At 46.7% G+C, this 23,181-nt stretch carries 21 protein-coding genes; 18 read left to right on the top strand and 3 right to left on the bottom strand.

The features are described 5' to 3' along the window. Positions 1 to 82: 82 nt before the first annotated feature. Together hpaD and OXB_RS17160 are read left to right on the top strand one after the other, a co-directional pair. Positions 83 to 1,069, top strand: a complete 987-nt coding sequence (gene hpaD, locus OXB_RS17165; protein WP_041075840.1) for a 3,4-dihydroxyphenylacetate 2,3-dioxygenase — start codon at positions 83 to 85, stop codon at positions 1,067 to 1,069. A gap of 87 nt (positions 1,070 to 1,156) precedes the next feature. Beyond that, positions 1,157 to 1,999, top strand: a complete 843-nt coding sequence (locus tag OXB_RS17160) for a MerR family transcriptional regulator (protein ID WP_041075838.1) — start codon at positions 1,157 to 1,159, stop codon at positions 1,997 to 1,999. Between the two features lie 38 nt (positions 2,000 to 2,037). On the opposite strand, the gene OXB_RS17155 is transcribed toward OXB_RS17160, so the two are convergent. Further along, entirely contained in the window at positions 2,038 to 2,676 is a 639-nt protein-coding gene (locus tag OXB_RS17155) for a GntR family transcriptional regulator (RefSeq protein ID WP_331711227.1), read from the bottom strand. Positions 2,677 to 3,013: 337 nt separating this feature from the next. Between OXB_RS17155 and OXB_RS17150 the strand changes: the two genes are divergently transcribed. From OXB_RS17150 to OXB_RS17130, 5 genes are all read left to right on the top strand, one after another. Continuing rightward, the gene (locus tag OXB_RS17150; RefSeq protein WP_052484130.1) at positions 3,014 to 4,114 is read left to right on the top strand and encodes a TRAP transporter substrate-binding protein; all 1,101 of its coding nucleotides are present in this window, start codon (positions 3,014 to 3,016) and stop codon (positions 4,112 to 4,114) included. A 17-nt stretch (positions 4,115 to 4,131) separates the two neighbouring features. Continuing rightward, on the top strand, positions 4,132 to 4,635 hold the full coding sequence (locus OXB_RS17145) for a TRAP transporter small permease (RefSeq protein ID WP_052484129.1): 504 nt from the start codon (positions 4,132 to 4,134) through the stop codon (positions 4,633 to 4,635). Further along, positions 4,632 to 5,936, top strand: coding sequence for a TRAP transporter large permease (locus OXB_RS17140; RefSeq protein WP_041075833.1), 1,305 nt, complete (start codon positions 4,632 to 4,634; stop codon positions 5,934 to 5,936). The genes OXB_RS17145 and OXB_RS17140 overlap by 4 nt, the downstream gene beginning before the upstream one ends. 229 nt (positions 5,937 to 6,165) lie before the next feature. Then, entirely contained in the window at positions 6,166 to 7,662 is a 1,497-nt protein-coding gene (locus OXB_RS17135; RefSeq protein ID WP_041077069.1) for a 4-hydroxyphenylacetate 3-hydroxylase family protein, read from the top strand. Positions 7,663 to 7,684: 22 nt separating this feature from the next. Further along, complete coding sequence (locus tag OXB_RS17130) at positions 7,685 to 9,538, top strand: XylR N-terminal domain-containing protein (RefSeq protein ID WP_041075831.1); 1,854 nt, start codon at positions 7,685 to 7,687, stop codon at positions 9,536 to 9,538. Positions 9,539 to 9,708: 170 nt separating this feature from the next. On the opposite strand, the gene OXB_RS17125 is transcribed toward OXB_RS17130, so the two are convergent. Then, positions 9,709 to 11,169 (bottom strand): IS1182 family transposase, encoded by a 1,461-nt coding sequence (locus tag OXB_RS17125; protein WP_041075830.1) that lies wholly within the window; start codon positions 11,167 to 11,169, stop codon positions 9,709 to 9,711. A gap of 436 nt (positions 11,170 to 11,605) precedes the next feature. On the opposite strand from OXB_RS17125, the gene OXB_RS17120 reads away from it, so the two are divergent. The 7 genes from OXB_RS17120 (at position 11,606) to hpaE (ending at position 18,225) form a co-directional block, all read left to right on the top strand. Next, positions 11,606 to 12,409, top strand: a complete 804-nt coding sequence (locus OXB_RS17120; RefSeq protein WP_041075828.1) for a fumarylacetoacetate hydrolase family protein — start codon at positions 11,606 to 11,608, stop codon at positions 12,407 to 12,409. Then, the gene (locus tag OXB_RS17115; RefSeq protein WP_041075826.1) at positions 12,406 to 13,164 is read left to right on the top strand and encodes a fumarylacetoacetate hydrolase family protein; all 759 of its coding nucleotides are present in this window, start codon (positions 12,406 to 12,408) and stop codon (positions 13,162 to 13,164) included. The genes OXB_RS17120 and OXB_RS17115 overlap by 4 nt, the downstream gene beginning before the upstream one ends. Positions 13,165 to 13,176: 12 nt before the next feature. Continuing rightward, positions 13,177 to 13,563: a 5-carboxymethyl-2-hydroxymuconate Delta-isomerase gene (locus OXB_RS17110; protein WP_041075824.1), complete on the top strand. Its 387-nt coding sequence runs from the start codon at positions 13,177 to 13,179 to the stop codon at positions 13,561 to 13,563. Between the two features lie 126 nt (positions 13,564 to 13,689). Then, positions 13,690 to 14,187 carry a flavin reductase family protein gene (locus OXB_RS17105; RefSeq protein WP_442852880.1) on the top strand — a complete coding sequence of 166 codons (498 nt, stop codon included), beginning with the start codon at positions 13,690 to 13,692 and terminating at the stop codon, positions 14,185 to 14,187. A gap of 36 nt (positions 14,188 to 14,223) precedes the next feature. Next, entirely contained in the window at positions 14,224 to 15,681 is a 1,458-nt protein-coding gene (locus OXB_RS17100; RefSeq protein ID WP_041075822.1) for an NAD-dependent succinate-semialdehyde dehydrogenase, read from the top strand. Positions 15,682 to 15,715: 34 nt separating this feature from the next. After that, positions 15,716 to 16,639, top strand: coding sequence for a 2,4-dihydroxyhept-2-ene-1,7-dioic acid aldolase (hpaI, locus tag OXB_RS17095; RefSeq protein WP_041075820.1), 924 nt, complete (start codon positions 15,716 to 15,718; stop codon positions 16,637 to 16,639). 74 nt (positions 16,640 to 16,713) lie between these two features. Then, a complete protein-coding gene (hpaE, locus tag OXB_RS17090) occupies positions 16,714 to 18,225 on the top strand; it encodes a 5-carboxymethyl-2-hydroxymuconate semialdehyde dehydrogenase (protein ID WP_052484128.1) in 1,512 nt (503 codons plus the stop codon). Positions 18,226 to 18,526: 301 nt separating this feature from the next. Here the strand turns inward: hpaE and OXB_RS17085 are convergent, their stop codons facing one another. After that, positions 18,527 to 18,820 (bottom strand): hypothetical protein, encoded by a 294-nt coding sequence (locus OXB_RS17085; protein WP_041075818.1) that lies wholly within the window; start codon positions 18,818 to 18,820, stop codon positions 18,527 to 18,529. Positions 18,821 to 18,974: 154 nt separating this feature from the next. Here OXB_RS17085 and OXB_RS17080 point away from each other — a divergent pair, with 154 nt between their 5' ends. From OXB_RS17080 to OXB_RS17060, 4 genes are all read left to right on the top strand, one after another. Next, positions 18,975 to 20,168, top strand: coding sequence for an ABC transporter permease (locus tag OXB_RS17080; protein WP_158333771.1), 1,194 nt, complete (start codon positions 18,975 to 18,977; stop codon positions 20,166 to 20,168). Beyond that, positions 20,165 to 21,289: an ABC transporter permease gene (locus OXB_RS17075; RefSeq protein ID WP_041075816.1), complete on the top strand. Its 1,125-nt coding sequence runs from the start codon at positions 20,165 to 20,167 to the stop codon at positions 21,287 to 21,289. Before OXB_RS17080 ends, OXB_RS17075 begins: the two co-directional genes overlap by 4 nt. Next, on the top strand, positions 21,282 to 21,953 hold the full coding sequence (locus tag OXB_RS17070; protein ID WP_041075814.1) for an ABC transporter ATP-binding protein: 672 nt from the start codon (positions 21,282 to 21,284) through the stop codon (positions 21,951 to 21,953). The genes OXB_RS17075 and OXB_RS17070 overlap by 8 nt, the downstream gene beginning before the upstream one ends. A 236-nt stretch (positions 21,954 to 22,189) precedes the next feature. After that, positions 22,190 to 23,128 (top strand): hypothetical protein, encoded by a 939-nt coding sequence (locus OXB_RS17060; RefSeq protein ID WP_041075810.1) that lies wholly within the window; start codon positions 22,190 to 22,192, stop codon positions 23,126 to 23,128. The last annotated feature ends 53 nt before the right edge of the window (positions 23,129 to 23,181 follow it).

Genomic DNA, 23,181 nt, shown 5'->3' with positions numbered 1-23,181 from the left:
AGCTAAACTTTCAGATAACTATTGCCTCTCCAGTAAGGGGAGAGTTTATAATGAAATCAATCACATCAGAGGAGGAGTAAAAATGACAAAGAAAAACTTCGACATTGTCCGGCTGCATCACGCAGAAGTAACGGTGACGGATTTAGAGCGGGCCAGACATTTCTATTGTGAAGGACTTGGATTCATCGAGACGGAATCAGATGAAAATCATATCTACTTGCGGGCTTTGGAAGATGCCAACCACCATACATTGATGTTGACGAAAGGCAAGCAGGCCAGCTTGAAGCATATTGCGTATCGTGTAAGCGCTGACAGCGATCTGGATGAGCTTGATAAACTATTTACAGAGCTAGGCGTGAAAAAGCGCTGGGTTCAACCTGGAGAGGAAAAAGGGCAAGGCCGTGCATTGCGCATCCAAGATCCAGGCGGTATTCCAGTTGAATTCTTCTTTGAAATGGATAAAGCAGAAAGAATGCTCCAAAAATATCATTTGCAAGGCAATGTGAAGATTAAAAGGATTGACCATGCGAACTGCACGATCACGAACATCGACGAGCTCTATGCCTGGTACAGCGAAAATCTCGGTTTTCGGACGTCTGAGTATACAGTAAAAGGGCATGGTGAGGATGAAAGGATTTGGGCGGCTTGGATGCACAGAAAGCCAAGTGTCCATGATTTGGCGCTCATCAGCGATAAAGGTCCACGTTTCCACCATACAGGTTTCTGGATGGATGATGCGAAATCGATTTTGGACGCATGCGACCATTTGGCGGGGCTTGGCTATTACGCGAATATCGAACGTTCTCCGGGCAGACACGGCACATCGAATGCGTTTTTCGTTTACGTCCGCGATCCAGACGGCAACCGGATGGAATTATATACAGGAGACTACTTCACAAACGACCCGGATTGGGAGCCGATCAAATGGAACCTCGAAGATCCGCAGCGGGCCACGTTCTGGGGTGCCATGCCACCAAAAACTTGGGTGGAAGAAGCGGTCCCTGTCGAAGATATCTTGACAGGTGAACTGTTGCCCGTCCATACAATTAATAAACCGGTGCAAGCATAAGAAAAAAAGCGTATCAAAGATGAAAACCTTTGATACGCTTTTTTGGTTTGATAAGATAATGGAAATGATGTGAAATGGGGCAATGAGATGAAAAATAAATTTTCAATTGGACAGATGTCCAAATTGCATAATACATCGATTAAAACATTGCGCTATTATGATGAAATTGATTTATTCAAACCGAATGAAGTCGATCCGGAAACGGGCTACCGCTATTACTCCGTAGAACAGTTCAAACTGTTGGATATCATCAACTATTTGAAAGCGTTGGGCGTCCCATTGAAGGATATCAAGAAACAGACGTCCAATCGAGAAATGGACGATTTCATCGAGACTCTCTACACCCATAAACAAACGATTCATGACAAAATGAAAGAGTTGGAAATCGCGAAAAAGAAACTGGAAATCCGGATCGAAGAGCTCGAATCCTTGAAAAAAATAAAACAGATCGGCGTCCCTTTCATCAAAGAGATGGAGGAACGGACAATCATCCAACTGCAGGAATCAATCCGGTCCCATTATGATCTGGAACTCTCCTTGCGGAAATTAAACCGGCAGCATCAAGACTTTGCCTCTATTTTTATCGGCAAAGTCGGCCTTACGTTGTCCGTTCACCGCTTCCAGCGGAATTGCTTCTACGAATACGACTCCATCTTTCTGCTGTTGGAAGAGGCGGAAAAATGGAAAGCTGCCCAAAACGTGGAGCTCGTCACGACGCTGCCGGAAGGGGAGTACGCCTGTGTGTATTTCCGTGGAGGGCATGAGACCGCGCCGGAGTATGTAACTGTGCTCCATCAATATGTATTAGACAACGGGTTAGAACCGATAGGGGATTTCATCATCCGTACAATTGTCGATCAGTTCATTTCGAATAAGGAAGATGAGTTCTTGATGGAAATCCAAATCCCTGTAAAGAGGACAGGCACCTAATGAAGGGCCAAATGCAAAAAAACACTGATCCGAAACGATCAGTGTTTTTCGCTTTTTTTGAATGCTTGCAAAGTGTTCATCTTGTGCTCGCGCGCGTATTCTTCGATTACGTCGCTGCCCGCCTGTTCTTGGATCAGTTGAATCAATCTCCGATGTTCTTCGATTGAGCGAGGAGTCCGGTTCGGCAAGAAGGTGAACCCGGTCTGGCGGACGATATCCAATCGATCCCAAGCCTCTTGAATATTTTTGATCAATAGTTTGTTCGGGCAGAAAGAGTAAATGTAGAAATGAAATTCCCGATTCAACTGACCGAGTTGATCCAGCTCATAGTTTTCCAATGTTCTTTTCATTTCTTCGTTAATGCTTTCCAGTTTTTCGATGGCTTCCAATGGAATATGGGGAGCGCTCAAGGAAGTGGCATATCCCTCCAATAAGGCAAGCACCTCTAAAGTCTCCATATACAAATCTTTGTCGATTCCACGGACAACCGCTCCAATATTCGGTTCGTATTGTATCAATTGTTCGGATTCCAACTGATGGATCGCTTCACGGACCGGAATATGGCTTGAGCCAACCTCCTTCGCAATTTGGTCGATAATGATTCTTTGGCCGGGGGCATAGGTTCCATCAACAATTCTTGTACGAATCACTTTATACGCATATTGACGTTTATTCATTTTTGTTTTCATACTCATTATGATATATGAATTTATATATGATTTCAATCTAAACTAAAAACCGGCCTCAAGTATAACATATTAGAACATCCTGCGTTTTTCAAAATGGCAAGGGATAGGAAAATTATTTAGCAATATGTCAAGTATCTTTCAAACTATTTGAAAATTTACTAAAAAGTATTGATAACATATATTAAATGATATATGATGATTTCTGATAAACCCCATTCAATATGATGTGAGAAACATCCGTCTTGTAAACGTTATCAATTGAATGAGGCATGTTTCGAAGCTTTAGTATGAGGTTTATTAAAATTTTAAGGGAGTGAGAATATTGATGGGTTCAGTTAGAAACAAAAAGCATCTTGTATCATTTGTGTTCCTTCTGATGATGAGCTTGCTGTTGGCCGCATGTGGTGGAGGGAAACCAAGCGAACAAGTGCCGGTATCCGGCTCTAGCGAAGGATCGAACGCGGGAAGCGACGCGGCTTCCGGGAAAGAAGTGACACTTGACTTTTCACATTTCTTCCCACCGAGCCATGAGATGGAAACGGTAATCGTTCAAGGTTTCGTGAAAGAAGTAGAAGAGGCGACTGGCGGAAATGTGAAAATTACATCCTACCCGGGTGCGTCTTTAGCGGCTCCGGATGGACAGTTTGATGCGGCGGCAACAGGAGCTGTTGACATCGCGATGAGCGTTAACAGCTACACTCCAAACCAATTTCCTATGACTTCTGTCATGGAGCTTTCTTTCTTGAGTAAAACAGGAGAGCAAGGTTCCAAAATGCTTTGGCAGCTTTACGAGGAATTCCCGGAATTTGAAGCGGAATATGCAGGAACAGTTCCACTATGGCTTTCCACTTCCGATCCTGGACAAATCTTCACGGTCGGAAAACCGGTTAAAAGCTATGAAGACCTAAAAGGAATGCGCATTCGATCTCCATCCGCGGAAACGAATGAATGGTTGACGGCGCTTGGCGCTACACCAGTTTCCATGTCGATGAATGAAACGTACGAAGCGCTTGAAAAAGGCGTGGTAGACGGAACGATCGCGCCTTGGGAAGCGATTGAAGGCTATAGCTTGGTAGACGTGATCGACTATGCAACAGTCGGGAACTTCTATATGACGACATTCTTTGTAACGATGAATGAAAATAGCTGGAACGAGCTTGGCGAGGAAAACCAAGCGGCCATCAAAGAATTGGTTGGAGAAAAAATGGCAGCCAAAGCTGGCACTAACTTCGATGAAGTAGGACAGCGTGCGATTGAGAAGGCAAAAGAAAAAGGTGTCGAAATCTATGAGCTGAGCGATGATGAAATGGCTGAGTGGAGTACCTTTATTAATCCTACGGTGGAAAAGTGGATTAAGAAAATGGAAGACAAAGGTTTACCGGGACAAGCGGTTTATGATCGTGCAGTAGAGTTAGGCGCACAATAAGACAGGGGTGGAAGCTTATGGCGCAAACATTAAAAAAACTTGATAACTTATTACATAAGTTATCAAGTTTTCAATTATTCTTATCGAATTGTTTTTTGATCTTCATGATGTTGATCATCAGTTTTGATGTGATTGGCCGAAACTTCTTAAATAAACCAATCGTAGGGACTTTTGAAATGACGGAGTTAAGTTCCGCATTGCTTGTTTTTTTTGCTTTAGCTATGACGCATCGACATAAAGAGCATATTAGCATCGACTTTGCGGTCACGAAATTGCCGGAAAAAGCAAGAAATTTTTTGGAAGGAATAATAGAACTCGTTATTTTTGTCACGCTACTCTTTATGGCTAATCAAGTGTTCGCGAATGCGGGACGGATCATGGAACGACAAACAACAACCAGTGATTTAGGTTGGCCAATGTATCCATTTCTCTATATCGCTACTTTTGGTCTAGGTGTTTTTGCACTCGTCGCATTAGTCAGTGCAATTAAATATTTTGCATCGGCGGTGAAGAAATCATGAGTGCAGAAATGATTGGAGTCCTCGGGATTATTGCGTTACTTGTATTGTTCGCGCTAAAGGTTCCCGTGAGTGTGTCTTTAGTTATTGTGGGCACTGTCGGCATCGGGTTCATCCGAAACTGGGAGACCGCGCTTGTTCAATTGGGGAGTACACCGTTCAGTACGGCTAGTTCTTATTCTTTAAGTGTTATTCCGCTATTTATTTTAATGGGGATGTTCTTGTCTTATAGTAAGTTTGGGAATGATTTGTATACAGCAGTCGATTCGTGGATCGGGCACGTCCGAGGCGGTCTTGCCATTACGACAATCGGTACGAGTGCTCTATTTGCAGCGATTTCGGGTTCGGTCAATGCGACAACTGCGACAATGGCGAGAATTGCGTTGCCTGAAATGAAGAAATATAAGTATGACGAAGGCTTGTCGACTTCCGCTGTTGCGGCGGGGGGGACGTTGGGAATTTTGATTCCGCCAAGTGTCATTTTGGTTCTCTACGGTGTCTTAACGATGGAGCCGATTGGGAAATTATTGATAGCCGGAATTATTCCCGGGCTGCTCCAGATGGCGCTCTTCATGGTAGTGATTTACCTCATCGTCGTAAGAAAACCTGAACTTGCACCCGTTACTCCGAGAAAACCATTTCTCGTCAAAGTAAAATCTTTGAATAGCGTGTGGCCGTTTGCTTCCTTATTTCTACTAAGTATCGGTGGAATCTATTTTGGTTTCTTCACTCCGACTGAAGCGGGTGGGATTGGGGCATTCGGTGCGTTTTTACTGGCTGTCGTCACTAGAAGACTGAGCTGGGCGGATTTCAAAGCATCGCTGAATGAGACGACACGATTGACAGCGATGATGTTTTTCATTTTGATCGGTGCGGAGATTTTCAGTAAATTCTTGGCGTTAAGCCGTATACCGGTTTCCATTACACAATATGTCAGTGAACTGAATGTTTCTCCGATGCTAATCATGTTTTTCATCTTGGTCGTATACTTCGTTTTAGGGATGTTCTTGGAAGGTTTGGCAATATTCGTCCTTACTCTACCCGTCGTCTACCCGCTTATCATTGAATTAGGATTCAATGGGGTATGGTTCGGGGTTGTCATGGTACTTGTGATGAATATCGGCTTGGTGACACCGCCTCTTGGACTGAGTGTCTATATCATTAGCGGGGTCGCGAAAGAGATTCCGATTGAGAAAATCTTCCGTGGAGTTCTACCGATGTTGTTTGCGATGATTCTCTGTTTAGCACTTATTGTCCTATTCCCACAACTCGTGACATTCCTTCCGGATTTCATGAAAGGGTAACTATACATAGACTTTTGGGAGCTACTATTACAGCTTTCAAAAGTCTTTTTATTTCTATCTATTTCGCTCCAGCAAAATTTGTCTTAGAATTAATTTACCTCCGACAATTATTGTTGTATACAGAAGCTTTAGAAATCTTTACTATAGTGTATAAGATGATAGAAAATAATGATAAATTGAAGGAGCGGATACTATGACAACGATGACAAATATGAAAAGCGGCAAGCGGATGATGGATGGAAAAGATTATATGGAAAGCTTGCGCGACGGGCGCAAAGTGTTTTTGAACGGGGAAGAGATCGATGATGTGACGACGCATCCGGCGTATCAAAACTCGGTCCGGTCGATGTCGCGCCTCTATGATGCGCTGCATGACAAGGAGTCTTCCAAAATTTTGACGACCACGACGAAGGAAGGGATTCGTACCCAGAAATTCTTCAAAGCGTCTGAAAGTGCGGCGGAGTTATTGGAAGCGCGTGATGCGATTGCGGAATGGTCCAAACTCAGTTATGGTTTCATGGGAAGAACGCCCGACTACAAAGCGGCTTTCACAGGGCATCTCGGACCTTACGCGGAATTTTATAAAGGATTCGAAGACAATGCTCGACGGTGGTATGAAAAAACGATGACCGAAGTACCGTTCTGTAACCATACGATCATCAATCCGCAAATGGACCGCTCGAAGCCGCTCCATGAAAATAAAGACGTCTTCGTCCGGGTTGTGAAAGAGCGGGATGATGGCATCATTGTAAGCGGTGCCAAGATGGTTGGAACATCCGCGGCAATCACGAATTACAACTTTGTCGCTAACTACTCGCCGGTCGATATGGTCGAAGACGATCTGGACCATGCGCTCATCTTCTTTGTGGAAATGAACGCACCGGGATTGAAAATTATAAGCCGACAATCTTATGAATTAACAGCGGCGATGAACGGAACGCCTTTTGATTATCCGTTATCCAGCCGCTTTGATGAAAACGACGCGGTCATCGTCCTCGATAATGTCTTCGTTCCATGGGAAAATGTATTTGCCTACCGAAATGTGGAAATCGCCAATGGGTTCAGAGGAAAGACAGGTTGGATGAACCGCTATACGCTTCACGGATGTACCCGTTTTGCGGTGAAGCTTGATTTCATGGCGGGGCTGTTGATGAAAGCGACGGAAATGTCGGGAACGAAAGGCTTCCGCGGAGTACAGGCGAATATCGGGCAAGTCATCGCTTGGCGGAACACGTTCTGGGGACTTTCCACTGCGATGGCATCCGAGCCGGAACAAGGGTTGAATGGCGTCGTCTTGCCGAACAGCCAATACTCCACTGCGTATCGTGTACTTGCTCCGACGGTCTGGCCGCAAGTGAAGGAAATCTTCGAAACGGTCGTCGCGGGCGGATTGATCCAACTGCCATCGAGTGCGAAAGATTTCGCTAATCCGAACCTCCGTCCCTACTTGGAGCAATATTACAAAGGATCTGGCGTCGGAGCAGAGGAGCGGGTCAAATTGATGAAACTGATTTGGGACGCGATCGGCACCGAATTCGGCGGACGCAACGAACTTTACGAAATGAACTACGCAGGCAATCAGGAAAATATCCGCCTGGAAACATTGAAGGTTGCTGATCAAACCGGCCAGTCCGCAATTTATAAATCATTTGTGGATGAGGCGATGAGCGATTATGATTTGAATGGATGGACAAATGATACATGGGTGAATGCTCACCTAAAATGATTGAGTAAAGGGGGCCCGTTTGATGACAGATCGGCAGCCTGCTCTACAAGAGAAAAATGGAGTGATCGAGCTGGAAGGTGAGCGCATTTTGCTCACCTCCGCTGCCGTTTTCGGGACACTCCGGAAAGATTTGATTGAAAACTTGGGAACGGAACGGATGAAAGGGTTCTTGCTGCGCTACGGCTGGAACCTCGGAGCGACGGATGCCGCGAAAGTGCTCGCCGAACCGCATGACTCGATTGAAGACGCGCTCCGGCAAGGTCCTCATTACCATATGTTGAAAGGCTACACCTCTACCAAGACGACTGAATTGGAAATAGTGAAAACGGATGGCGGAGCAGTGGAGTCCGTCACCGTAAGCGGAATCTGGTGTCATTCCTACGAGGCGGAAGAGTCCTTGCGCTTGTTCGGATTGGAAAGTGAACCCGTCTGTCACACGCTGATCGGCTACGCAAGCGGATTTTATTCCACTATATGTAATCAGACAATTATCTTCAAAGAAGTGGCGTGCCGGGGGATAGGGGATTCCGAATGCCGATACATCGGAAAGTCGCTCGAACAATGGGGCGGGGAAGCGGACGCGGAACAGCGATATTATGAAAATGATGCAATCATACATGAGCTTGAACAGACCTATGAGCAACTCCGGGAAGAGCGCGATCATTTAGCCAAAGTGGCACTCATCCATACGAAGTTGGCCGAAGAGGTAATTGATGGCAATGACTTGGAGTCGATTACCAAGGTCATTGTGGACATTATCAAAAAGCCGATTTTAATAGAAGATATCCATTTTCACCGGATTACTTCAGCCGGGATTTCGGAAAGCGACCATAGGCAGATGAGGGAAGAGTTCCAGAAGTACGTTCAGGAACGGCAGTCTTTTCGACCAAAGCAGACAGTGCAGTTTCAGACAGAAGGATTCATCCGTCTGATGGCGCCGATTTATTTGCAAAAAAAGATTTATGGATATTGCTCTTTTCTTTACGGACTGGACGAGGAATCTCCATCTGACATCGATCGGATGATTTTGGAACGGACCGTGACGGTCTGCTCGCTTTTGCTATTGAATGAAAAAGTGAATTTCGAAGCGGAAGAACGGGTGAAAGGGCATTTTTTGGATCAAATCTTGAATGGGGAAATCAGTTCTATAGAGGAAATCCGCAAAAGGGGAAGCCATTTCCAGCTTGATTTGCAAAAACCGTACTATATCATTGCGCTGGAACAGCAAGGAGCGGGCGAAAAGCTCTTCCTAAATGAACAGATTGTCGAAGAAACCGTCCATTTCTTTAAAAATCGAAAACCGGGCTTACTAGCCGGTCAACAAAAAGGATATGCCGTCCTGCTCGTACAAACGGATTTGGCAGAAGAAGACCAAGGAATTCTGTCCTTTTGCAGGAAGCTGCTCGAACATTTGCGGAAAAAGGATCCGCGTCAATCGCTTCGCATCGGCGTCAGTACGGAAGGCATCAGTATGGATGACGTAAGAGGACGTTTTGACGAAGCGGTTACAGCTTTGAAAATTGGAAATCGGGAGCAGTCCATCGTGGCTTTTGAGAATCTCGGGGTAATCGGAATGCTTATCCATTCATTGGATCACAGCGCAGTGGAGCAAAAAGGAAGGCAGTTGCTGTCGCCCATTTACGAAAGTGATGAAGAGAAGGATGAGGAATTGCTCCGGACGATGTATGTGTTTCTATTGAACGGCGGAAATTTGGAAAAAACGATGCGGGAGCTGGCCTTGTCCATGAGCGGCTTGCGCTATCGAATTGAAAAAGTCGAAACGTTGCTTGGCAGGAATCTGCGTGATCCGGAGACGGGCTATGAAATGATGTTCCTCATCAAAGCGTTAATCGTGGCTGGTAAGTTGACATTTTAAACGGGGTTCACCTTGTGTGAATTCCGTTTTAACTTTTTACAGGAGACCCCACCTTGTTGGATGAGGCCACTGAAAAACTCACGTTTAATTTGCAAGGTACCCCGAAATCTAAAAAGACACCATCTCGTTCATTTTTTCGAACGAAATGGTGTCTTTTTCTTTGGTTTTTCTTACTTTGCTTCTTTCATTAAGGTTATGATTCGTTTGAGATTAACAGCGAAAATGGTCATGGCTCCCTGCATCTGCATGCCAAATAGACCCGTGGATGTGGCTACATCGTACCCGTGTCTTTGTTTTAATTCACTATTCTTCGCTTCGATCTTATAGCGGGATTTGGCTTTCATCTTAAACCCATCGCTATTTTGAAACGCTTCCTGCTCCTTGTGTTCTGTCGATTTTATCGAGATGGAATACGTTTTACTCTTGGCCCCCTCTTTATAACAGCCCTCGCGGAGTGGACATACCTTACATTTTTCAATGTCAAAATAGTAAGTGTGCTTTTGGTTCTTTCCTTGGTTTTTCTTGCCTGTCCGCGCTTTGCGAATAGCCAAATGACCAGCTTTACACACATACATTCCGGCATCCTTATTGAATTCAAATTCATCTTCTTTCGTGCGGCCACCATGTGTAATTTGGGGATTTAATTTCGATATCAATTCAAGCTCATTTTCTTTTGTGTAGAGGATATTATCTTTTTCCGAATAAGCGGTATCTCCGATTACCGTTTCAATCTCCATACCCGTTTTTTGGCTTTTTTCAATCAATTCTTGTAGATATTTACCGTCGCTTTTTTCACCAGTCGTCACAATTGCGGCGGTAATGAGTCGCTCATCGCTCATTGCGATATGTGTTTTATAGCCGAAGAAAGAGGAGTCAGCCGTTTTATGACCGACACGTGCGTCTGGATCTGTTGAGTAATTAAGCTGTTCTGTATAATCTTCGACTACTTCTTTTAACACATTTAATTTTTCCTGGACAGCTGGAATTCGGGCAATGTGAACTTCGCCTTCAACGACGGAGATGACCTTCCGACAGTAGGCAATTTCATCTGTCACTTCGTTAGAAGTGGTTTTAGGCGGGAATTTCTCTTTCATGGACTCATCGATTTGATAGACCGCTTTTCGTACATTTTTGGATTTCTCCATTAAAAATTCCTTGGGTGACTTTTGGTTGTATCGAGATTTTGTATGCGTCGCGTCCACGATGATGGTTTTACTTTTGATCAGATTTTCTTCCAGTGCGATCTCAACTGTTTTATTAATAAGCATGTCTACTAAACCTACATCTTGAAGACGAAGTTTACGGAATTTCGTTAATGAACTTGAATTAATCACGGGATCTTCTGGAGCCATGTCCAAGAAATATTTAAAGGACATATCATATTTCGAACGTTCAACTACATCCACATCCGAAAGATCGAAGATTGACTTCAGCAGCAGATATTTAAACATGCGAATCGGAGGCACCGCGTTGCGGCCATTATCCAAGCAATATTTACTTTTCAACTCCTCGAGAATGAATGTGAAATCAACAAGTTCATTAATTTGACGCAGCATATTATCTTTGGGGACAACGATATCGTAAATAGCCATATATGGACTGAGATTTAGGGTTTCTTGATTGGAGATCATCGGGAACACCACCTGGATTTAATACGTTGATTATACAATAAAAACAGCGATCTATTCCTCGATGAAAGGAGATGAATCGCTGTTTTTACGTTTTTATTGTATCACTATATGGAGCGATTTCCGTTGATTGGAGTGGAGAGCGGCGACTCCTGTGGGATTAGCGGGACAGGTGAGACCCCGCAGAAGCGAAGCGACGAGGAGGCTCACCGCCCGCCCCACGGAAAGCGTCCGCTCGGAACGGAAATCAACAGTTCTAGCATAAGCCCTCTTAAGTGGACTTTTTCAGTGGCCTCTGTTGGATGAAGCTGGTTTCTAATACTGTAAATCAATGGAGAAAAGGAAGTTCTTGATATCATATATGTAATAATATATGATTATGTACAGAGAGATGAGTTAGAAAGATTCATATATTTCGATACTATAAGGAGTGAGAGGAATGAGTAAGGCGAAGGTCAAGCTGCTCGGCGTCCACGAATTGGTTGAGGTGGTTGCTGATGTGAAGGAAGGGATTTTTTCCGCTTCAGGGAAAACTCATCATGTGAATGAAGTCCTGCTGGACACCCCGGTGAAAGGAACGATTTTCGGAACGGCGCTCAATTATAAAGGGGCTTTGGAACAACTCGGGGACGCGGTGAATGAAAAACCGTATCAGGCACCTCCTTTTGCACCGATCCTTTATATTAAACCGGCCAATACATACAACCGGAATGGCGGATTGATTCCGATGCCGGAAGGAATCACTGAACTGGAAGTCGGCGCATGCCTCGGACTGGTTATCGGGAAGCAAGCGACGCGAGTGAGCGAAGCGGAAGCGTTTGAATTCATCGCAGGATATACGATTGTAAACGATGTAAGCGTTCCGCATGCAAGCGTTTACCGCCCGGCGGTCCAGCACAAATCACGGGACGGATTTTGCCCGGTTGGCCCATGGATTGTAGACCGGGACGAAGTGGAAAATCCTGGTCAATTGGCAGTTCGTGTTTTTATTAATGAAGAGTTGCGCCAAGAAAATACAACTGCGAACTTGATCCGCCCGATCGCCAAATTGCTGGCGGATGTGACGGATTTCATGACGCTGAGCGCAGGCGATGTATTGCTCGTTGGTATACCGGAACAGGCTCCGCGTGTTCAGGTCGGCGATTCGGTCCGGATTGAAATTGAAGGGGTCGGCAGTTTGGAAAATGATGTAGTGGAAGAATCAGTTGTGGCAGAGACAGAAGCATGGGAGGTATTGAAATGAAAAAAGCACGCGTAGCTTACGGCGGTTCCATCCATGAGGCGCTCGAGTGGGAAGGCCGTTTGAAATTGGACGATGGACGGGTAGTCGAAGAGAACGAAGTGACATGGCTGACGCCCGTTGAACCGCGCACCGTCTTCGCACTTGGCTTGAATTATGGGGATCATGCGGCGGAATTGGCTTTTGCGGCACCTAAAGAACCGTTAGTATTCCTCAAGGGACCGAATACCTTTATCGGGCATGATGCCTTTACACGACGTCCCGCTGATGTGGTGTATATGCATTATGAATGTGAATTGGCAGTCATCATCGGAAAAACTGCCCGCAATGTGAAAAAAGAAGACGCGTATGAGTACGTGAAAGGGTATAGCGTCGCGAATGACTATGCGATACGGGATTACTTGGAAAACTACTATCGTCCGAATTTGCGGGTGAAAAACCGTGACACTTGCACGGTGATGGGACCTTGGTTCGTAGATGCAGCAGATGTGAAGGATCCGATGAATCTGAAATTGACGACGCATGTCAATGGGGAACTTGTACAAGAAGGAACGACGGCGGATATGATCTTTGATATCCCGATGCTCATCGAGTACTTGAGCAGCTTTATGACATTGAGCGAAAATGACATCATTTTGACAGGTACACCGAAAGGTTCTGTCGATACGAAGGTCGGCGATGTCGTCGTGACGGAAGTCGAAGGAGTCGGACGTCTTGTCAATACGATCATCGGCGATGAACAGTTCGCCATTAAGTAAGGAGGGGTACGGATGCCACATTTCATCGTGGAATATACGGATAATCTGAAAGAGGAAGCGGATATACCGAAACTGCTGGAGAAGATCCATGAAGTGATGATTACCAGGGGCTCGGTATTTCCAATCGGTGGTATACGTTCCAGAGCGATTGAGTTGCACGATTACCGTGTTGCGGACGGCGCGGAAGACGATGCGTTCGTCCATGCAACGTTGAAAATAGGAGCGGGGCGGTCGGAGGACGTGAAAAAGGAAGCTTGTGACGCCTTGTTCGAAGTGATCAAGGACCATTTCGCCCCGTTGATGGCAAAGCGCTTTTTGGCATTATCAATGGAATTATATGAATTCAGCGAAGCAGGAACGTATAAGCAAAACAATATACACACCAGATTTAAAAAGTAGTGAATTGTCGAAAAAATGATTTGAAATCATATATGATTTAGTATATGATGTAAGAGAAGTTTTGAATCTGCTTTATTCACTATATGTTTATCTACTATATTTAAACAATAGAAAGGGGCTTTCATCATGCAGCAAGTAGACAAAGAAATCGATGACCGCTTATTCCGGAATGCCATGGGAAGTTTCGCAACAGGAGTGACAGTAATAACGACGGAAAACGAAGACGGTGTCCACGGCATGACAGCCAACGCCTTCATGTCGATTTCATTGAATCCGAAGTTGGTGGCAATCAGTGTCGGGGAGAACGCCCGGATGCTCGAGCATATCCAAAAGGCCAAAAAGTTTGCAGTGAACATTTTGTCTGAAGACCAGCAAAAAGAATCGATGCAATTTGCTGGTCAGTTGAAAGAAGAGCAGCATGAAGTGAAATTCACGACACATCAAGGACTTCCGATTATCGAGGATTCTTTGGCGAACGTCACTTGCGAATTGCACAGTCAGTATGTGGTGGGCGATCATACCATTTTCATCGGTCATGTGACGGGCGTCATCTTGACGGAAAGAGATCCGCTATTATTTTTCCAAGGAAAGTACCGCGATTTAAAAGAACTGGAACAGCAATAATCATCGAATGGAAACGGTAAAGGATGTGATCGAGGAATGGAAACAGTGACAAAATTAGAGAAGCATCATCTATATATCGATGGATCATGGACAGAGCCGGAATCAGGAGAGTATTACAATGTGGTAAACCCTGCTACGGGAGAAACGATTGGTCAAGGCTCCTACGGGGATGATCGGGATGCGAAAAAGGCGATTGACGCGGCACACGCGGCATTCAAGGAGTGGGCAGCTGTTCCGGCAGCGAAGCGAAGTAAATACCTTGTCCGCATTTATGATTTATTGCTTGAAAACGCCGATCAATTAGCGCGGACGATTTCGGAAGAGATGGGCAAACCGATTCGGGAAGCGCGCGCTGAAGTGAGTGCGGCGGCTGAATATGTCCTTTGGAATGCGGAAGAAGCGAAACGGACATACGGCGACGTCATCCCTTCGCCGATCAAATCTAAACGCCTTCAGACAATCCGTCAGCCGGTCGGACCAGTAGCGGCCATTACACCTTGGAACTTCCCGCTCTCCATGGTGACAAGAAAGATTGCTCCAGCTCTGGCAGCAGGTTGTACGGTTGTGTTCAAGCCGGATAGTCAAACACCGGGCAGTGCTGTCGAGTTTTTCAAAATCGCGGAAGCGGCTGGATTGCCGAAAGGTGTGTTGAACCTCGTTACAGGGAATTCTTCCAAAATTGGCAATGCAGTGATGCAAGATTCGCGTATCCGGAAAATTACATTTACCGGATCGACGGAAGTTGGAAAGCTGTTGCTAAAACAAGCGGCGGAACAAGTGAAAGGCGTGTCCATGGAACTTGGCGGCCATGCCCCGTTCATCGTCTTCGAGGATGCTGATCTGGATAAAGCGGTCGAAGGCGCAGTAGCAAGCAAGTTCCGCAATAGCGGGCAAACTTGCATTTGCACCAACCGCATTTACGTTCAAGAATCGATAAAAGACCAGTTCTTGGATAAAATGAAGGCGAAAGTAGAACAGCTTGTCATCGGGAATGGCTTGCAGGAAAACACCGAGTTCGGTCCGGTTGTCAATGCAGGCAGCTTGGATAAAGTGAAAAACCAAGTGCAAGATGCTGTGTCAAAAGGCGCTGTCATCGTTACCGGAGGAGAAGAGTGCAAAGTGGAAGGGCATGAAAATGGCTTCTTTTACGCACCGACAATCCTCTCCGATGTGGACGAGAGCATGCTCATCACGTATGAAGAGACATTCGGTCCGCTTGCACCTGTATATACATTCAAGACGGAAGAAGAAGCGATCGAGAAGGCGAACGATTCCGTTTATGGATTGGCTTCTTACTTCTATACGAACGATCTGAGCCGTTCCATCCGCGTTGCGGAAGCATTGGAATATGGAATGGTCGGCGTGAACGACGCATTGATCACATCCGTCCAAGGTCCATTCGGCGGCGTTAAGGAAAGTGGCCTTGGCCGAGAGGGCGGTCCGGACAGCCTAAGTGAATTCCTGGAAACGAAATTCATTTCAACCGGCTTGTAATTTAACTTATTCAATAGAAGAGGAGACGATTATAGTGGCATACGAAGAAGCAAGAAAGAAAATCAGAGGGTCGATCTGCCCTGTTATTACACCATTCAACGAAGACGGGTCCATCGATGAAAAAACATTTGTGGAACTTGTTAACTGGCAAATTGAAAGCGGCAGCCATGGGATTTCCGTCACTGGAACGAGCGGTGAGCCAAGCTCCATGACAGTTGAGGAACGAAAACGCATCATGAAACTAGCGAAGGATACGATCGATGGACGTGTATTCTTCACGCCAGGCACAGGCTCTACAAACCACGATGAAACAATGGAACTGACGAAATATGCGGAAGAAATCGGTGCAGACGCTGCAATGGTCATCGTCCCTTACTACAACAAGCCGAACCAGGAAGCATTGTTCCAACACTTCAAAACGGTTGCAGATTCCGTGAATATTCCTATCATCATCTATAACATCCCGGGCCGTTCCGCGGTCAACATGGAAGTGAGCACGATGAAGCGTCTTGTCGAAGCTTGCCCGAACATCATCGGTGCGAAAGAATCGAACAAAGACTTCGAACACGTCAACCGTGTCCTATTGAATTGCGGCCGTGACTTCCTATTGTTCTCCGGAATCGAATTGCTTTGCTACCCTATGCTTGCAATCGGCGGCGCTGGCTTCATCAGTGCGACAGCGAACGTCGAGCCGAAGCGCGTAGCAGAACTGTACAATGCTTGGGAAGCGGGAGATATCGCAAAAGCGCAAGATCTTCATTACGAACTCATGCCGTTGAACGATGTGCTGTTCAAAGATACGAACCCGGCACCAGTTAAAGCAGCACTTGGCATGATGGGCAAAGCGACTCCAAAACTGCGTATGCCACTAGGTTTGCCATCTGCTGAATTGCAAGAGGAAGTCCGTGAAACATTAATCAGCCTGGACATCCTGCCAAAAGAAGTCGCAGCGAAGTAATCCGCATATCCAACCGGCAGTGCCAACCGCTGCCGGCCTCCCAAAAAATCTGAAGAGAAAATAGGTGAACACGCATGACCTCTGTAAAAGATCAACAAGAGTTGACTCATACGAAACAGAAAGACATCCTTCTTTACATCAATGGCGAATTCGTGCCAAGCGTCGACGGCGCAACGATTAAAAATATAAACCCGTTCACGAATGAACAGATCAACGAAGTCGCAGAAGGCCGAGCGGTAGATATCAACAAAGCGGTCGCAGCTGCAAGAGAGGCATTCGACAACGGTCCATGGCGAACGATGAAATTGGAGGAAAGACTCGCATGCATCTACCGGATCGCGGATCTGATCGATGAACACCTTCCGGAAATCGCATATTTGGAGTCTTTGGATACAGGTCTTCCAATTGCACAAACGCGTGCGATGGTAAGCCGTTCCGCAGAAAACTTCCGTTTCTACGCACAAATGGTGAAAACCCGTCTCGTCGGTGATGCGTACCAAGTGGATGAAGAATTCATCAACTATACGATCCATAAACCGGTTGGGGTAGCGGGCTTGATCACTCCATGGAACGCGCCATTCATGCTGGAAACTTGGAAAGTCGCTCCGGCATTGGCAACAGGGAACACAGTTATCCTGAAACCAGCGGAATCATCTCCGTTGACAGCGAATCTGCTGGCGGAAATCATCGACAAAGCAGATTTGCCGAAAGGTGTATTCAACGTTGTCCACGGTTACGGGGAAACAGCGGGTGACGCACTCGTACGTCACGAAGATGTCCAGCTTATTTCCTTCACAGGTGAAACGACAACAGGCTCGACGATCATCAAAAACAGTGCGGACACATTGAAAAGCTGCTCGATGGAACTCGGCGGCAAATCGCCGATCATCGTGTTCGAAGACGCAGATTTCGACCGCGCACTCGATGCAGTTGTTTGGGGAATTTTCTCTTTCAACGGTGAGCGCTGCACAGCCAACTCCCGTCTATTCGTACAAGAGTCGATCAAAGACAAGTTCGTCGATGCGTTGAAAGAGCGTGTCAAAAACATCCGTATCGGGGACCCGCTAGACCCTGAAACAGAAGTAGGTGCATTGATCGATAAAGGCCATTGGAATAAAGTGAAGAGCTACTTGGAAATCGGAAAAGAAGAAGGCTGTGAAATCTTCTCAGCTGAAATTCCGGAAGAATTCTCCAAAGGGAACTTCGTTGCGCCAACACTTCTTCTGAACGCAGACAATAGCATGCGCGTGGCACAGGAAGAAATCTTCGGACCAGTCATGGCGGTCATGACATTCAAAGACGAAGAAGAAGCGATCAAATTGGCGAACGACATCAACTACGGTCTGGCTGGTTATGTCTGGACAAACGACATCAAGAAAGGCCACCGCGTGGCGCATGCAGTCGAGGCCGGTATGCTATGGGTCAACTCCCAAAACGTCCGCGATTTGAGAACGCCATTCGGCGGCTCCAAATCATCTGGAATCGGCCGCGAAGGCGGACATTATGGATTTGATTTCTACACAGAACAGAAAATCGTACATGTCTCGATTGCAGAGCATCGGATACAGCAGTTCGGGAAGAAGTAAATTTGAAAGGGGCTGTCCATTCCGGACACCCCTTTTTAGGTTTTCCGATTTCTTGCGTGCAAGGCGTTTTAATACGATTCCTTTACAACCCGATAACGCTCCTTCACAACATTTCATCCAAACTTCACAACATTTCATCCAAACTTCAAAACATTTCATCCATAGTTCGAAATATTTCCTATTAACTTTGAAACGTTTCTTCCCAACTTCGAAACGTTTTTCCCACTTCTCAACGTTTTCCCCGAACTTTACAACGTATCATGCCAAGTTCCCAACGTTCCCTCTGGACTTCGAAACGCTTCTATAAAAAGTTCGAAACAAATCCCTTGAACTTCGAAACGTTATCCCACCTTTCAATGTATTTCCTGGACCTCGCAGCGTTTCTTGCCAAGTTCCCAACGTTCGCCCCGGGCTTCGAAACGCTTCTATCAGAGTTCGAAACAAATCCCTCGAACTTCGAAACGTTTCCCCGCCTCTCAACGTATCCTACGAACCTCTCAACGTTTTTTGCCAAGTTCCTAACGTTCGCCTCGGGCTTTGAAACGCTACTATCAAAGTTCGAAACACTTCCTCCAAACTTCGCAACGTATCCCACCTCTCAACAAATCCCCCAAACTTTTAAACGTTCCCCCTCAACCTAGCAACATTTTGTTATACTAGTCTCATCTATGCAATCCATAGAATCGTATAAAACCAACCAAAGATTGGGCGTGAGCGGTTTGCTATCCATTCAGCGGATATTATTTTTCATGAATCAATACATGATCCAGTTGAAGAAGAGGTGGGCGACCCTGCTTCTTCTTTTATTATTGCCCGTCCTCCTCGTTGGGCTGACGTTGCGGATTGTCGCGAGCTTGCTCGTACCCGAGGAAGAGGCGGCGATCCGGGTGGCACTTGTTGATGAAGACGGGACGAAGGAGTCGCAATTATTTTCGAAAGTGCTGGAAGAGACCGCGAGCGGGGATGCGCTGCTGCAAATCGTGACGCTGCCCCGGGAAACGGCAGAGCAATTCATCCATAACAATGAGATCAGTGCCTATTTTTCATTCCCTGAAGGGTTTACGGCTGATCTGTATACAGGGGTGTCCGTCACGCTGCCGATCATCGGCAACCCGGAACAGCCGATGGAAAGTCTGGTCGTCAAGGAATTGGTCGAAAGCATGTCCCGGCTGCTTGCCACGGCACAAGCGAATATCCTCACCATCAATACATATGCGAAACAAACCGACATGACCAAAGAGGAACGATATGACCTCATGCTGAAACAGTTCATCGATTTCACGCTTTATACGTTAGGGAAGAATAAACTGCTCGATGAGGAAGTGCTGACGAATGCGGCGACCGCTTCGCCGACACAATACTATCTGCTCGCCGGCTGGTTCATTTTGCTGACAATCTGGCTGCTCGTTTTTTATATCGTCACCGGCAAGGAAGAACATGCGACGATGCAGACCCGCATGCGACTGATCGGTGTCACATTATGGCAACGCCTGTTTGCGCGTATCCTCCTATCATTGCTAGGAGGTTGTTTGGCAGGGGGCGCTGTGTTTTTCATCGTCAAGAAGTACATTCCCCACGAACTATTTATGCTCGATTACTTCAGGCTAGGGCTGTATGTGCTTCTTTACGCACTGCTATTCCTTGTCGGCCTTGCGTTGCTCGACGTCTGGGTTCCTTCCGAGCGTAGTGCGTTGTTAATGCAGTCGCTATATGTCGTCGTCCTCCTATTGGCGAGCGGGGCGTTTATTCCGACGGTGTATTTCCCGCAGGCCATCCAAGAGGCGCTTCCTCTTTTATTTTCCAATGAAAGTCTGAAGTGGATGATGGATATTGCGCTGGAAGAGCGGAATTATGCCAATTACACGAACCTAGTCTTGTTAGCGGGTGTCGGATTGGCGGCACTTTGGCTATCGAGTGCCGTGAAAGAGAGGTGGTCCGCATGAGGACGAATTGGATGCCTGTCCTCTTGTTCAGGCTGCGCAAGGAGTGGAAGGGGTCGGTTATCTGGCTGCTTTTTCCGATCCTAGCCACCATCCTCGTCGTGAGGACGGTCGGCGGGTGGATTGACGAAACGAAAGTTCCGATTGCGTTGGTCGTAGAGGAAGAGAGCCTCATGGCCGGCCAGCTGGCGGATGAAATCCGGAATACCGAACTGTTCGATGTCCAATCGCTTGACCAGGGAGAAGCACTCCATAAGCTGGAACAACACGAACTGGACAGTGTTTTCATCATCCGCAGAGGATATGAAGAAAGCATTTTGGACAATCAACGTAATGCGTTAATTGAAGCGTATTCCTCCAACCGTTCGTTTGCTTATCCGGCGGTGGTGGAAACTATCACTTCTTTGGCCCAGCAGGACGCGGCCCGTTCGAAAGCGGCTTATGTCGTCAAGCATCTGTTTGCCGAGCAAGGAATGGTGGACGAGTGGAATTATGAGGAAGTCATTGAAAAAAGCAAGGAAAGGCAACAGAAAGAGGCATTGATCCAGACGACGTTCGCGTTTGCGGATGAGACAGGGAGTCAGGAAGAGTCCGATCGGGAGCTGATCAGCATTCAGGGGGTCTGGTCTTTATTCTCCATTATCGCGACGTTTTTCCTCTTCGATTGGATGTTGAAGGAAAATCGGCCGGCGATGCGAGCGAGGTGGCTATTCACGTCCGTGCCATTCCCGTATTACGCGGTCGGCATGCTTGTCGTCTATACGGCGATGTTGTTTGTGGTGGATCTTGTAAGTTTTATTGTCTTCAACGTCATATTCCCCGGAATGCTGAAAATGCCGAGTGTCATGGCGCTGTTCGCTTTCCGGCTCACCGTCAATTTACTGGCGCTCTTGCTAGCCGCGTTATTCCGACAGATGTTCCTATTTTATGTTGGAGGCATGGCCATTGCATTGGTGCTCGTCGTAACGGGGGGCGCCATCATTCCGATCCAAGCGGGTCGATCATTCGAAAGAGTCCACCCGGTTCAAGCGTTTCTGGCCGACTCGGTCCCGGCGGCTACGCTTATTCTACTCGCTGGACTGCTGGCGATATGGATCGGGAAGAGGAGGAAAGCATATGCTTGAAGTGATTGGGTTGAATAAAACATATAAAAAGAAGACCGTCTTGCACGATCTTTCATTTGAAATGCAGCCGGGAGAGATCGTCGGGCTCGTTGGGGAAAACGGGGCAGGGAAATCGACCTTGCTGAAAATCTTGGCGACCGCGCTTCCGGCAACGGCAGGAGAGGTTACGCTTGCCGGTGTGCCCTATCAAAATGGAAAGGGCATCCGTCCTAAAATCGGCTATGTCCCGCAAGAAATCGCGGTATGGGAAGAGTATACCGTCGAGCAGAATATGCGCTTCTTTGAGAAACTGTCGTGGAAACGGCGATCGCCGGAAGAATGCCGACAGCTTTGTCTCGACATGCAGCTGACCCATTGGAAAGAGCCGGTGCATTCGTTGTCGGGCGGGATGAAACGGAAATTGAATATGGCGATCAGCCTGCTTCATGATCCTATCCTGCTCTTGCTGGATGAACCGACTGTCGGCATTGATTTAAAATCGAAGACGGAAATCGGAACGTATTTACACGACCTCGCCAAACGCGAACGCAAGATGATTATGTACATATCCCATGACATGGACGAAATCGGCAATTTATGCGATCGAGTGTATTCGATCGGGGACGATCCGTTCTATACGGATTTATTGCGGAAGCGGGGAATTGCGGTGGAGGAATTGAAATAGCGGTGTTTGCTCCGGCTCCTAATTGGGGGTCGGTTTTTTGGGATTTGCAAGCAAAGTTCTGGGAAGTGCAAGAAACCGGCGACGGGGCGCAATTAAACTTCAAGCCAGTGCAAGCGGCGGGCTCGGGAGTGCAAGCAAAAGCAGTCCGGATGCAAGCAACCATCACTGCTGTAGGAACATACTTAAGCCATGCCCGTCCTATAGTTAAATAATAGAAATGTAAGGAGAGGACACTGATGAAGAAAACCACATTATACATCCTCACCCCGATTCTTTCTTATTTAAGCGGATTTATTGCTTACATTCTTGCTTATTTCATCAGAATGCAAGAATCCATCATGGGAGAGACGGTTTGGCTTCTGACGGTCAGCGGAGTCGCTTTCCTGTTCGTCTGTTTACCTATTTATATGGGAAGCATTCATTGGATTGATTCGAAATACGATACATTCAAAGGCTTGCTTTATCCTATAGGCTGTATGCTCGTTTTCTTTATTCCTACGCTGGCCATCAACTTGCGGTATGGAAGCATCAATCTGTTTTCTCCGGAATCAATGCTGTTCCATATCTTTTTCCTTGTCACTGGGGCTGTTTTCGGACTTTGCCATTGGATGATTAAACAAAAGCGGTTTCCAAATGTGCTTGCCTATTCCTTGATAGCCTTCGGGATTTTAGCGGGCGTCGCTTGGCTGAGTCTGGAAAAATTCCAATCCTATGATACTCCGGAAAAGGCGTTTGCTGCTGCGGAGGGGGATGTCGTAGACATTCCGGGATACTCCGACTTCTTCAGCCGGGAGTTGCGCTATTTCTTCGTCAAAGAAGGGGGTCTGGGAGTTACCTATGCGGAACGGGCGCCGTTCGGTTGGAAGGCGGAGGGGATTTCTTGGAGTGACCTTGACCCGCCAACAAACTTGGCGCGCTTGCACGAATATGGCAGGTACGGGGAGAACTTGATCTATGGCTTCGTCAAGCTGGACACCCTTGCGGATTATGCGGTGGCGATGGAGGGGGCGGACTCTTATATCATCCACCCGCTGCTCTCGGAAGATATTAGCGAGGCATACCAGTTGCAGGACGTGTACATTTGGTATGTTTCGAAAGAAGAGCCGTTGAAAGAAGGGAAAGTCGAATTGGTCAACAAGCAAACCGGTGATGTGATCGATACGTTGGAGTTTTGATGGCAGGGGACCTTTCCCGGACAACGAACGTCCGGTTACGGAAAGGATATATG

The organism is Bacillus sp. OxB-1 (assembly GCF_000829195.1).
In the GTDB taxonomy this organism is placed as follows: domain Bacteria; phylum Bacillota; class Bacilli; order Bacillales_A; family Planococcaceae; genus Sporosarcina.
The sequence above is the reverse complement of the archived record's forward strand: the minus strand, read 5'-3'. Positions and strand labels throughout refer to the sequence as shown.